At 41.5% G+C, this 11,305-nt stretch carries 13 protein-coding genes; 9 read left to right on the top strand and 4 right to left on the bottom strand.

What is annotated here, in order from left to right; translation table 11 throughout:
* Nucleotides 1-126: 126 nt before the first annotated feature.
* The 7 genes from MHH68_RS15130 (at nucleotide 127) to MHH68_RS15100 (ending at nucleotide 5,404) form a co-directional block, all read left to right on the top strand.
* Nucleotides 127-696 carry a cob(I)yrinic acid a,c-diamide adenosyltransferase gene (locus MHH68_RS15130; protein ID WP_144461819.1) on the top strand — a complete coding sequence of 190 codons (570 nt, stop codon included), beginning with the start codon at nucleotides 127-129 and terminating at the stop codon, nucleotides 694-696.
* 165 nt (nucleotides 697-861) lie between these two features.
* A complete protein-coding gene (locus MHH68_RS15125) occupies nucleotides 862-1,254 on the top strand; it encodes a hypothetical protein (protein ID WP_058013710.1) in 393 nt (130 codons plus the stop codon).
* 15 nt (nucleotides 1,255-1,269) lie between these two features.
* On the top strand, nucleotides 1,270-1,935 hold the full coding sequence (locus MHH68_RS15120) for a PspA/IM30 family protein (RefSeq protein ID WP_061409571.1): 666 nt from the start codon (nucleotides 1,270-1,272) through the stop codon (nucleotides 1,933-1,935).
* Between the two features lie 111 nt (nucleotides 1,936-2,046).
* Nucleotides 2,047-2,916 carry a DUF4097 domain-containing protein gene (locus MHH68_RS15115; RefSeq protein WP_144461822.1) on the top strand — a complete coding sequence of 290 codons (870 nt, stop codon included), beginning with the start codon at nucleotides 2,047-2,049 and terminating at the stop codon, nucleotides 2,914-2,916.
* 30 nt (nucleotides 2,917-2,946) lie between these two features.
* On the top strand, nucleotides 2,947-3,711 hold the full coding sequence (gene liaF, locus MHH68_RS15110; RefSeq protein WP_034620120.1) for a cell wall-active antibiotics response protein LiaF: 765 nt from the start codon (nucleotides 2,947-2,949) through the stop codon (nucleotides 3,709-3,711).
* Nucleotides 3,708-4,772, top strand: a complete 1,065-nt coding sequence (gene liaS, locus MHH68_RS15105; RefSeq protein ID WP_058013713.1) for a two-component system sensor histidine kinase LiaS — start codon at nucleotides 3,708-3,710, stop codon at nucleotides 4,770-4,772. The genes liaF and liaS overlap by 4 nt, the downstream gene beginning before the upstream one ends.
* Nucleotides 4,769-5,404, top strand: coding sequence for a response regulator transcription factor (locus MHH68_RS15100; RefSeq protein ID WP_003213157.1), 636 nt, complete (start codon nucleotides 4,769-4,771; stop codon nucleotides 5,402-5,404). The genes liaS and MHH68_RS15100 overlap by 4 nt, the downstream gene beginning before the upstream one ends.
* A gap of 47 nt (nucleotides 5,405-5,451) precedes the next feature.
* Here the strand turns inward: MHH68_RS15100 and MHH68_RS15095 are convergent, their stop codons facing one another.
* From MHH68_RS15095 to MHH68_RS15080, 4 genes are read right to left on the bottom strand one after another with little or no spacing between them, the layout of a single operon-like run.
* Nucleotides 5,452-5,820 carry a hypothetical protein gene (locus tag MHH68_RS15095; protein WP_339163848.1) on the bottom strand — a complete coding sequence of 123 codons (369 nt, stop codon included), beginning with the start codon at nucleotides 5,818-5,820 and terminating at the stop codon, nucleotides 5,452-5,454.
* Nucleotides 5,821-5,857: 37 nt separating this feature from the next.
* Nucleotides 5,858-6,979, bottom strand: coding sequence for a Ger(x)C family spore germination protein (locus MHH68_RS15090; protein ID WP_339163845.1), 1,122 nt, complete (start codon nucleotides 6,977-6,979; stop codon nucleotides 5,858-5,860).
* Nucleotides 6,976-8,070 carry an endospore germination permease gene (locus MHH68_RS15085; protein ID WP_339163843.1) on the bottom strand — a complete coding sequence of 365 codons (1,095 nt, stop codon included), beginning with the start codon at nucleotides 8,068-8,070 and terminating at the stop codon, nucleotides 6,976-6,978. The genes MHH68_RS15090 and MHH68_RS15085 overlap by 4 nt, the downstream gene beginning before the upstream one ends.
* Complete coding sequence (locus MHH68_RS15080) at nucleotides 8,057-9,481, bottom strand: spore germination protein (protein ID WP_058013716.1); 1,425 nt, start codon at nucleotides 9,479-9,481, stop codon at nucleotides 8,057-8,059. Before MHH68_RS15080 ends, MHH68_RS15085 begins: the two co-directional genes overlap by 14 nt.
* Before the next feature lie 114 nt (nucleotides 9,482-9,595).
* Here MHH68_RS15080 and MHH68_RS15075 point away from each other — a divergent pair, with 114 nt between their 5' ends.
* Both MHH68_RS15075 and fumC read left to right on the top strand, forming a co-directional pair.
* Nucleotides 9,596-9,763 carry a YvzF family protein gene (locus tag MHH68_RS15075; RefSeq protein ID WP_003213147.1) on the top strand — a complete coding sequence of 56 codons (168 nt, stop codon included), beginning with the start codon at nucleotides 9,596-9,598 and terminating at the stop codon, nucleotides 9,761-9,763.
* An 89-nt stretch (nucleotides 9,764-9,852) separates the two neighbouring features.
* The gene (gene fumC / locus MHH68_RS15070) at nucleotides 9,853-11,247 is read left to right on the top strand and encodes a class II fumarate hydratase (RefSeq protein ID WP_058013717.1); all 1,395 of its coding nucleotides are present in this window, start codon (nucleotides 9,853-9,855) and stop codon (nucleotides 11,245-11,247) included.
* Nucleotides 11,248-11,305 lie beyond the last annotated feature (58 nt).

Genomic DNA, 11,305 nt, shown 5'->3' with positions numbered 1-11,305 from the left:
GAACCAAAGGGTTCGCTTTTTTTGTTTATGATGCGATGAACATCACAGTGCTTTAGTTAAACAAATACATCCTTTTCACTTCAGGTTATACTAAAAGGACAAAGCAATAGAGAAGGAGGAACACCAATGAAACTTTATACAAAAACAGGGGATCAAGGTCAAACAGGCTTGATCGGCGGGAGAGCCGATAAGGATGATGTGAGAGTAGAGGCTTACGGCACGTTAGATGAGGCGAATAGCTTTATTGGACTCGCACATGCAAAATTACGTCAGCATGGCGAATTGTTTCAAGACATTTTGTCAGAGCTGATTGTGATACAGCACGAGCTGTTTGACTGCGGCGGTGATTTAGCAGCAGTGAAACCACCGAAAGAAGGTAAATTAACGGAAGCGTCTGTAGCAGTCCTTGAGCAAAGAATGGATGTCTATGTAGAAGAAGCCGCGCCGCTCACGAAGTTTATTTTACCGGGCGGTCAGGAAGGCGCAGCTCTCTTACATGTGGCGCGGACAGTCGTCAGAAGAGCAGAGCGGCATATGGTGACGCTTGCGAAGCAGGAGAAGATTCCATCAGTTGCGCTCACATATGTAAACCGGCTATCTGACTATTTATTTGCAGCCGCCCGAATCGTGAATCATCGACTCGGTGAAGCGGATGTTGAATATGAACGAAGTGCAAACGTATTTCGGTCTAAATAAAGAAAAGCACTCTTCTCATTGAAGAGTGCTTTTTTATTGGATTCTACCGCTCAGTCTGAGCGAAGTTACGACTCTGGTCGCAATGAAAGATCAATCTGCGACACGTTTTGCCAGCTTTCTTTTTTGACTATAGTAAAAGCAAGGAGCAAGAAAGGAGGCATGAAGATGAAAATAACAAGTAAAACCATCATCGGTTCGATTTTAATGTTTGTCGGTCTATCCATCTTCTTCGGTGGTTCACTAGGAGGGCTGATCCCGATTCTGATTGGGGCGTGGCTCATCTATGTAGGTGTAAAGAAATATGAGCAAGGCAGTAAAACCTTCGGCGTCATTCTAGCAGTCATTGGTGTCATGATCGTTGTGCAAGCTCTGCCATTTATCCTTGGAATCGCACTAGCTGGGGGGCTTCTCTACTTCGGCTGGACGATGATCAATGGTGAAGTGGCAAAAGGATCATCAAGCAGATCATATATGGAGCCAAACACGTCCCCGAAAATGGAAGAACCTATGCATACGTCATTTGATCAAGAATGGGAAGACTTTTTAAAGAAAAAATAAGAGGAGGAAATTCAAATGGTATTTAGAAGAATGAGAGATATGTTTGTTGCAACGGTCAATGAGGGCTTAGATAAAATGGAGAACCCGCGTGTCATGCTAAATCAGTACGTTCGTGATATGGAGGACGATATTGCCAAAGCGAAACATGCGATCATCAAACAGCAAACGATTCAACAAGGTTTCCTGCGCAAAGCAGAAGAGACGGAAGCATTTGCTGAAAAAAGAAAGAAGCAGGCTGAGCTGGCATTTCACGCAGGAGAAGAAGAGTTAGCTCGAAAAGCGCTCACAGAAATGAAGTATTTTGAAGAAAAGCATTTGGAATATCAGGAAGCTTATCAGCAATCTGTGAAACAACTAAAGGAGCTAAAAGAGCAATTGCAGCAGTTAGAAACGAAGCTGCGTGATATTAAAGACAAGAAGCAGGCGCTCATAGCAAGAGCAAATGCCGCACAGGCAAAGCAGCATATGAACGAATCTATGAATAAAGTAGATAGTGAAAGTGCATATAAAGAATTTCTTCGAATGGAGAACCGTATCGAAGAAATGGAGACAAAAGCAGGCAGCTATGCACAATTTGCAGATCAAGGGGCATATGCTCACCTAGACTATGCAGATGAGGTTGAAAAAGAATGGCAAAAGCTCAAGCTGGAGAAGAAGCCTGAGCAGCAGCAAGCAAACTAAGAAATCAGAGACAGGTCGGAAGAAAAGCAGGATTTTTCTTCCGATATTTGATTTCTTTCTGTTTCGCTTTTCCTTATAATGAAAAGGTCAGAAGATAAAGGGATGGTATGAATGAAGCGATTAATTGGTCTAATTTGTATACTCGTAGGTGTCTTTTTAATGATTGGGATGCTTTTCAAAAACGAAAATCTCTTTCATTTGAGTTTCTCCCGTGAAAAACCAGTCACAACAGCTTCAGCGAAAAAAGATGAAATTGATCAATTAGATATTTCTCTTTCTGGATTTCGCGTGAAGGTACAGCCTGAAAATCGTTCCGATATTTCCGTGATGGTCGTAGGTGGAAAAGGGAAAATGTATGCGGAACAAACAGGCAGTACATTTAACATCCGTGCTGAAAATAAAGGATTCTTGTTTTTCACTTCATTTGAAAAAGGAGAACTCTTAGTCAAAATGCCAACAGATTATCATAAAAATGTGAAGATTACGGGTGGAAGCGGGGTCAGTGAGATTGACGGCGAAGGGAAGCTGGCACTTGAAGATGTGATCCTAAAATCAACAAGCGGAAACCTCAATGCCGAGAATTTCTCAGCAAACAATGTCGAAATCAAAGCGACATCTGGCAGACTCTCTGTGTCTCACATCGATGCGAAAAATAGCGATATTGGAGCAACCTCAGGGCGTGCCGATATTAAAGATGTCAAAGGCGAAATGCAGCTAGAAATGACGAGTGGTAGATTGACGGCAAGCTTTGATACCATTGAATCACCGGTCTCCTTTCACATGACATCAGGCAGCGCAAAATTTAACCTGCCGGATGAAGGAGATTTTAATGTCCAAGTGAAAAAAACAAGTGGAAGTGTCGATCACACCTATCACTTTGATCAAGCAGATAGTGAAGGTCGAGGCTTTACAGGCACGCGGGGAAAAGGGACACACTTAGTCGATATTGAAATGACAAGTGGAAACTTAAAGCTGCGGTAATGAACGAAACAAAGGAAGGAGGCGAGTCAACTGCGTTTTTCAAGGAATCAAATTTTAGGCATCATTGTCGTGATTTTTGGTATTAATCTATTTCTCAAAATTATTGGGATCGGAGCCGATTTGTTTTGGCCTGTGTTTTTTGCGCTTGCGGGCTATTGGCTGCACTCAAGATCCAAACGTTGGCTCGGTTCAGTTTCCTATATTTTTGCCGGCTTTCTCTTTTTAAAATTCCTGCTCAATATTACGTTTAGTCTCACAGGATATTTATTTGCGGCCTTTTTGATATATGCCGGCTATCGCTTATTGAAAAACAAACCCGTTTTTGATGTCGATAAAAAGGAAGCACCGGAGAGCGATAAGCCTTCTCTGAAAGTCAATCTTGAAAAAGAGGGCGAGCAAAAGAAAACAAAAAGCCAGACAAAGCCGCGCAAGGAGCATGACTTCTTTATCGGTGAAGTCAGACTGATGAAAAAGCCGTTTCAATTAAGTGATCTGACGATTTCAGGGTTTATCGGCGATGTCAAAATCGACTTATCAAAGGCCATCATCGCAGAAGAAGAGAGCACGATCGTAATAAGCGGGCTCATCGGAGATGTGGATATTTTCGTGCCGCAGGATATTGAAGTATGTGTGAGTGCTTCGGCTGCCATTGGTGATATGAAGATTATTGATGAAAAAAGAAGCGGATTCGGCAGTAAAGTGTATGTGATGACCGACAATTACGATGAGAGCAAACGAAAAGTGAAAATCTCCATCTCTTTACTGATCGGAGATGTGGATGTGAGATACTTATGAGAAAACTCCATCTAGGTATCCAGTGGCAATCTATTCGTCTTGGAGTAGGGATCTCGCTTGGAGTTGTCATCATGACGATGCTGCCCATGTTTTTTTATTATCAGCTTGATCCGATGATTCTCCTCTCTACCCGCTGGTTCGGCATCCCGTTTTTTTGTATTTTACTGATCATTAGTCTTGCCATTGGGGTTTCTGCCTCACATGTATTTGGCTATCAGCATAAAAAGCGTCTTGATCAGCTTGTAGAGTCGATTTTAAAGTTTGAAAATGGGAACTTTGCATACAGACTGCCGTCTCTTGGCGACGATGAAATTGGCTTAGCGGCAGACCAATTAAATGAAATGGCGAAACGAGTAGAAGGTCAAGTAGCCTCTTTGCAAAAGCTCTCGAATGAGCGGGCAGAATGGCAGGTGCAAATGAAAAAATCGGTCGTCTCCGAAGAACGTCAGCGTCTAGCACGAGAACTGCATGATGCGGTCAGCCAGCAGTTGTTTGCAATTTCAATGATGACCTCTGCGATTCTTGAAGGCATGAAGGAAAAGGATGAAAAGATTTTAAAGCAGATGCGCTTAGTCGAACGAATGGCTGGCGATGCACAGAATGAAATGCGTGCGCTTTTGCTACATCTCAGACCGATCACCCTTGAAGGAAAAGACTTGAAAAAAGGCTTGATTGAACTCCTAAATGAATTTCAAGCAAAGCAGCCGATTGATATTGATTGGGAAATAGAAGATGATGTACCGCTCTCAAAAGGAGTAGAGGATCACCTCTTCCGAATTGTACAGGAAGCCCTGTCAAATGTGTTCAGGCATGCAAAGGCGACAAAGGTGACGGTGCGTCTGCTCATTCGAAATCGGCAGGTGCAGCTGAAGATTATCGACAATGGGATCGGCTTTCAAACCGATCATGTGAAGACGGCCTCCTACGGACTGGAATCAATTCGTGAAAGAACAAGTGAAGTAGGCGGTGTCGCAGAGATTATGTCATTTGAAGGAAAAGGAACACAAATTGATGTGAAGGTTCCCATTTTTGATGAAGGAAAAGGAGAGAACGTTCGATGATTCGAGTGCTTTTAATTGACGATCACGAAATGGTGAGAATGGGGCTTGCTGCTTTTTTAGAGGCACAGGCTGATATTGAAGTCATTGGTGAAGCGTCAGATGGACAAAAAGGTGTAGAGCTAGCAGTTGAATTACGGCCAGATGTCATTTTAATGGATCTTGTCATGGAAGGCATGGATGGCATCGAAGCAACGAAAAGAATTTGTCAGGAAATTGAAGATGCTAGAATTATCGTTCTGACGAGCTTTATTGACGATGATAAAGTTTATCCAGTGATTGAGGCAGGTGCGTTAAGTTATTTATTAAAAACATCCAAGGCAGGAGAAATTGCAGATGCCATTCGGTCTGCAAGTATCGGCGAACCAAGACTAGAATCAAAAGTAGCTGGAAAGGTGATGAATAAACTTCGTCATTCCTCAAATGGATCGATCCTTCATGATGCATTAACAGCAAGGGAAATGGAAATCTTGAAGCTGATTGCCGATGGTAAATCGAATAAGGTCATCGCTGAGGAACTATTTATTACAATTAAAACAGTGAAGACACATATTACGAACATTCTTTCCAAACTCGATGTAGAAGACCGGACGCAAGCGGCTGTGTATGCACATCGTCATAAGCTGATCCAATAAAATAAAAAAACAGCTTTCAAAAGAAAGCTGCTAGAACATGCGTAAGTTTAGTCCTTCTGTCCTGTGATCGGACGTTCGGATAGTTGATGGAGCTCAGGAACTGGAAAAGCCTCCTGCTCCTCGGCCGATTTGTCTTCTAGGGCTTTCTTCATCTCGGATAATAGCTTTACGCTCTCCTTTGCCAAAGCTGCCTTTTTCTCTTGCAAACCAATGATCTGTGAAAGTCCGACGAATATACCGCCTCCAATAAGAAGGAGCGCAGGGGTTTGTCCATAATAGATCACGATCAAAAATGTGCTTGAAAAGCTGTCGGCTTCAATGAAGAAATCTTCTTTTGATTGCATGAATACAACGATTAACAGGAGTATTCCTAGAATCAAAAATAGAATGCCGGCCGAAAGTAAAGCTCGTTTCATGATTGACACCCTTTTTTTCTTACCATTTTAACATACTCTATAAGGATTGTGTTGCGCCCTTAGTCCCGAAGTCACGGATTTTCACATTTGCTTTGTAACGAATATCTGATTCACTAAAAATCTCATCCCAATGTTTTGCATCTTTTCGAAAATCCTTCGGGTAAGCAATACTTGCCTTTTGATAGAACCCGCAAATATCAGCTTTGATCTCATGCTGTAATTCCTCGATGAAATCTTTTGCATCTTCCTCTAATCGACGCTCCACTGCACGCTCAATTTCTTGAAGATACTTTTCATTAAATGCGTTCTCTCGCTCATTCCAATCCTCAGACAATCTTCCATCAAGCTCCACTGACACATTAAATTGATAATTCCCACTGGCTGTTTTATTCGTTTCAATGTTGTGTTTCAGTTTAAATATCTCAAAAGAATAGATGCTCTGATCATATTTAAATTCAACGACTCCGCCTTTACCGTCCCCAGTCAACAGATTGTATGACTGCACGGCTAACGGAGAGATATTGGTGAGAAAACGTTTGTTTTTAATAATAGAGGCACCGTCGATTATTAATTTCCCTTGATCCACACTGACTTTCGGAACAGCAAAAGATACGTTGTTTTGCATAGCAGAAGAAATATCTCCTAATGAAACGGGCTTGAGCATACGTATAGTCGATTTAGTATTCCCAGAAATATCATATAATGTAGAAGAAGCTGGCTGTCCATCGTCATTGATTTTCAGGATGTTCCCAGGTTTCTCAGGGGTCATAAAGACAAGGCTTCCTCTCCGCGCTTCATTGTCGCGAATAAATTCATTAATGACGAGGTCGAAATTATTCTCATTGATGAGCTCCTCAGAAAATAAATACACCCTTAGCTGCTGCGCGAAAATACGGTGACTTTTAAGTGTTGTTGTTCGGAATATTTGATGTACGGAATCTCCGCTCGTTTCAATAATCTTTGTTGGGTCTTTTACGCTGGATTCTTGCTCAATTTTTTGAGGAACAAGGACTTGCATAGATATTTTAAGCTTATGACCGTCATCTCCTTTATCTAAGCCATAACCAATCGCCATGTTCAGCTCCTCAATATTGGTACTATCCCAGCATCCACTTAATAGAACAAGGATCAGAATTGCAAAGGTTGCGTTCTTTTTCATGCAGCTTTCCGCCTCCTTTTAAAAAACACGATGATAAATAAGAGAAACGGGAGGATACCGAATAAAAGGAAAAATAAATCATTCACATAAGTTAAATAATCACGTACTGTGTCAACATCCTTTGGGAAAATAGCAGCAAAGTAAATGACAATTCCCATTAAAACGAGGACCACCTTTTTAGGAAACTTAGTCAGTTTAGATACACCGATCGCAGCAAAAAATGTATACCCGACAAAGCTTGTATACAGCTGAACAAGCCAAACGATCAGCAAAAAGGATTCAATCCGTTCAATAAAAATTCCCTGTATATCAAATGATTGAAATAAGGCAATTGTCGGCCAAGTCAAAGTCGCTGTTTCTTTCACCGTGAACGCACCAACCACAAGAATATAGGTGAAAATATAGATGATCGCAGGAATCAAAAAGCCGACTGTACCATAAGCGAAGGTGTGTTTTTGCGTGTTCAAATAGGCAGGCATAAACAGCATCATTTCAATGCCTACAAACGAAATGGCTGATGCGTTCAAGGATTTGAAGACAGGGGTGAATCCCTCTCCTAAAACGGGACGAAGGTTATCTAGCTTAAATTCTTGCACGCTCAGTCCGTAAGCGACAAATAAGATGATGAGCGTCACAATCAGAATAAAAGGAAATAGCCTGGCTAAATCACCGATTCCTCCAATGGCAAGATAAAAACCAACCAAAATAAAGCTGATCATTGTCATCGCTACAGGTGTGTTTTGAAGCAGGAAGAACTTCACCATCTCCGACATAGCCCGTACTTCATAGCTGGCAACGCCAAGAAAATAAATAATAATCAAGAGGTTGGCAAGCGCGCCAATCCATTTTCCAAGTCCCTCATTCGTATAATCATAATATGAGGAGAAAGGTACTTTTTTCATCATCAGGACATTTGCAAAAATAAACACAATGTAAATGACACTCATGAGTAAGAGTGCAATCCAGCCGTCAGGTGTAGCCGCAGCCTGAGCCATTGAACGTGGCAGAATCATCATACTTGCGCCTAGTGTTGTATTTGCAATAATGGCACTTGCCTGATAGCTTGATATCGACTCTTTATGATTGACCATCTCGTTCTCCTTTCTGTTGATTTTTTAAGGGCAATCGAATAATGGAATTGTCCTCGTTTTTATAGCTGAACACAAAATCTGGTGAGAAATACGGTGTGCCAAAACTTTTTTGACGTGTGAGATGGGTAAGGAGTACGAGCATAAACAGCACAATCCCGTATAAACCAAAGGTAGCCGCAGCAAACATGGACACAAAACGGAGCACGCGAAAGGACATGCCCATTCCATATTGAGGAACAGTAAAGGATGCAAGTGCAATGACACTCACGATAATCACCATAATCGAGCTGACAATATGTGCCTGAACGGCAGCCTGACCAATAACAACCCCGCCAACAAGTCCAATCGTTTGACCGAGCGGATTTGGCAGCCTTAAACCGGCTTCCCGCAGCAGTTCAATTGTGATCTCCATGATAAGCGCCTCCACAATAGGCGGAAAGGGGACATTTTCTCTCGTACTTGAGATTGAAATAGCAAGAGTTGTTGGTAAAAGCCCTTGATGGAAGGACACAAGCGCAATATAAATGGCTGATAAAAATAATGTCAGAAAGATCGAGGTGAACCGCAGCATCCGAATGAGAGAGGCAGCGATCCACCTTTCATAATAATCATCAGGTGATTGCATAATTGTGGCGAGCGAAGCAGGTACAATTAACACAAAAGGTGAGTGATCGACAAAAATGGCGACCCGGCCATTGTTTAAAGCAGACGCGACTTTATCCGGCCGTTCTGTGTTTTGAATTTGTGGAAAAGGAGAGTACACATTGTCTTCAATGAGCTCCTCAAGAACACCAGAGTCCTGTATATCATCAATGGTGACTTGCTTGAGCCGCTTTTTGACTTCCTTTAAAACGGGTACTTGTACGATACCGTCGATGTACATGATGGTCACCTGTGTGTATTTCTGTAAACCAATCTTCATATCGACGGTTTTGACATCAGGATTTTTTAAGCGCTGTCTTACAAGCGCTAAATTCGTATTTAAATCTTCAATAAAGCCAATTTTGGGTCCTCTTACGACTGTTTCAGAGGTAGAATCCCCTAAATTGCGTTTCTTCGTTCCGTTTGTTTCTAATATATAAGCATGCTGAAATCCGTTAATCAGCACCACGCAGTGACCTTCAAAAATCGCATCAATCAATTCTTCAGAGGTCTTAACCGAACGAGTGGTCATCATGGATAAATTAGATTCCAACTTTTCTTTTGTAAGAGACGCATGATCTTGGAGAAGCAGCTTTAAAAAGGTTTGAATCTCCATCTTTTTGTTCATTTCTTTTATGTATAAATAGTAAACAACTTGCCCGTGAGGCAGCGTTTTTTTCTCATGAATCAAATCGTCCATATCCTTTAACTGCGGGAGGATGACAGAGAGATTATCGTATAAGTGCTCTTTCAGTGGAGTTTGATTCAAATGGATCACCCGCCTCAAATAACTTTTTCTTAGCATTACCTGCTTGAAAAAACAATATTCTGTGTTACATTATTTTGTGGTAAAAGAAAGAATGAGGGTTTTGGAGGACACAAGATGGCACAAATTCGTTTAGCAGGAACAAAAGAGGAGATTGACCGTATTCTACAGTCGTTTGACAAGCATTATGAAGTGACATATACATCAAAAGATTACGGAAAAACGAACCCAAAATACAAATATTCGAAAGATGTCCGCGTTTATATTGAACTAAAATTAAAATAAAGATAAAATTTTAATTGAAAACGCTTAAAGGATTTTCGTTTTTTGTATAGAATAGAGTTGAGTGTATAGAAGCTATGGAGGGATACATAATGACAGAATTTAGAATCGAAAAAGATACAATGGGCGAAATCAAGGTGCCAAAGGACAAGTTCTGGGGTGCACAAACACAACGAAGCAAAGAAAATTTCAAAATCGGTTCTGAGAAAATGCCAAAGGAAGTTGTGAATGCGTTTGCAATTTTGAAACGTAGCACAGCGATTGCCAACGAACGTCTTGGCAACCTTGAGAGCGAAAAAGCAGAAGCAATTGCTGCTGTATGTGATGACATCATCAGCGGAAAGTATGACGAGCATTTCCCGCTTGTTGTATGGCAGACAGGTAGTGGAACACAAAGTAACATGAATATGAACGAAGTCGTTGCAAATAGAGCAACTGCTTACTTGAAAGATAAAAATAGTGAGTTCAGCATTCACCCGAATGATGACGTCAACCGCAGTCAAAGCTCAAATGACACATTCCCAACTGCTATGCACGTGGCAGCTGTTTTAGCTGTGTACAAAAAGCTATTGCCTGCGATTGATCAATTGAGAGCGACTCTTGATGAGAAAGCAAAAGCATATCAAGAAATTGTGAAAATTGGTCGTACGCATTTGCAAGACGCAACACCACTGACAGTAGGTCAAGAAATTAGCGGCTGGGTGTACATGCTAGACCGTTCAAAAGAAATGATTCTAGAATCAACTGAAAAAATGAGAGAGCTTGCGATTGGCGGCACAGCTGTTGGTACAGGAATTAACGCACATCCTGAGTTTGGTCAATATGTCGCTGAGGAAATCAGCAAGCTGACAGGTCAAAATTTCAATTCTTCACCAAACAAATTCCATGCGCTGACAAGCCATGATGAAATTACGTATGCACACGGTGCCCTAAAAGCACTTGCAGCTGATTTAATGAAAATTGCCAACGATGTGAGATGGCTGGCAAGTGGTCCTCGCTGTGGAATTGGTGAATTGATCATTCCTGAAAATGAACCAGGAAGCTCCATTATGCCAGGTAAAGTGAACCCAACTCAAAGTGAAGCTTTAACAATGATTGCAGCACAAATTATGGGGAATGATGCAACGATCGGTTTTGCTGCCAGCCAAGGAAATTTTGAGCTGAACGTATTCAAGCCGGTCATCATCTATAACTTCTTGCAATCAGTTGAATTACTTGCTGATGGCATGAACTCATTCCATGACAAATGTGCCATTGGAATCGAACCAAACCTAGAAACAATCGAGAAAAACTTGAACAATTCATTGATGCTTGTGACGGCACTTAACCCGCACATCGGATATGAAAATGCAGCGAAAATTGCAAAGCTTGCTCACAAAGAAGGTTTAACGTTAAAAGAAGCAGCACTTCAATTAGAGCTGTTAACAGAAGAGCAGTTTGAAGAGTTTGTGAAACCAGAAGAAATGGTGACACCGAAAGCAAAATAAGAAGCCAGGGGCGGCTGCCCCTGGTTTTTTTCATTGAATGTGATGTGAACAAAAATGA

The organism is Bacillus sp. FSL K6-2841, assembly GCF_037976435.1.
GTDB lineage: Bacteria > Bacillota > Bacilli > Bacillales > Bacillaceae > Bacillus > Bacillus pumilus.
This window is presented reverse-complemented; position numbering and strand designations above follow the sequence as displayed.

Excerpts from the sequence above, each read along its gene's own strand:
- MHH68_RS15130 (WP_144461819.1), top strand. The coding sequence starts at position 127 with ATGAAACTTTATACAAAAACAGGGGATCAAGGTCAAACAGGCTTGATC.
- MHH68_RS15125 (WP_058013710.1), top strand. The coding sequence starts at position 862 with ATGAAAATAACAAGTAAAACCATCATCGGTTCGATTTTAATGTTTGTC.
- MHH68_RS15120 (WP_061409571.1), top strand. The coding sequence starts at position 1,270 with ATGGTATTTAGAAGAATGAGAGATATGTTTGTTGCAACGGTCAATGAG.
- MHH68_RS15115 (WP_144461822.1), top strand. The coding sequence starts at position 2,047 with ATGAAGCGATTAATTGGTCTAATTTGTATACTCGTAGGTGTCTTTTTA.
- liaS (WP_058013713.1), top strand. The coding sequence starts at position 3,708 with ATGAGAAAACTCCATCTAGGTATCCAGTGGCAATCTATTCGTCTTGGA.
- MHH68_RS15100 (WP_003213157.1), top strand. The coding sequence starts at position 4,769 with ATGATTCGAGTGCTTTTAATTGACGATCACGAAATGGTGAGAATGGGG.
- MHH68_RS15095 (WP_339163848.1), bottom strand. The coding sequence starts at position 5,820 with ATGAAACGAGCTTTACTTTCGGCCGGCATTCTATTTTTGATTCTAGGA.
- MHH68_RS15090 (WP_339163845.1), bottom strand. The coding sequence starts at position 6,979 with ATGAAAAAGAACGCAACCTTTGCAATTCTGATCCTTGTTCTATTAAGT.
- MHH68_RS15085 (WP_339163843.1), bottom strand. The coding sequence starts at position 8,070 with ATGGTCAATCATAAAGAGTCGATATCAAGCTATCAGGCAAGTGCCATT.
- MHH68_RS15075 (WP_003213147.1), top strand. The coding sequence starts at position 9,596 with ATGGCACAAATTCGTTTAGCAGGAACAAAAGAGGAGATTGACCGTATT.
- fumC (WP_058013717.1), top strand. The coding sequence starts at position 9,853 with ATGACAGAATTTAGAATCGAAAAAGATACAATGGGCGAAATCAAGGTG.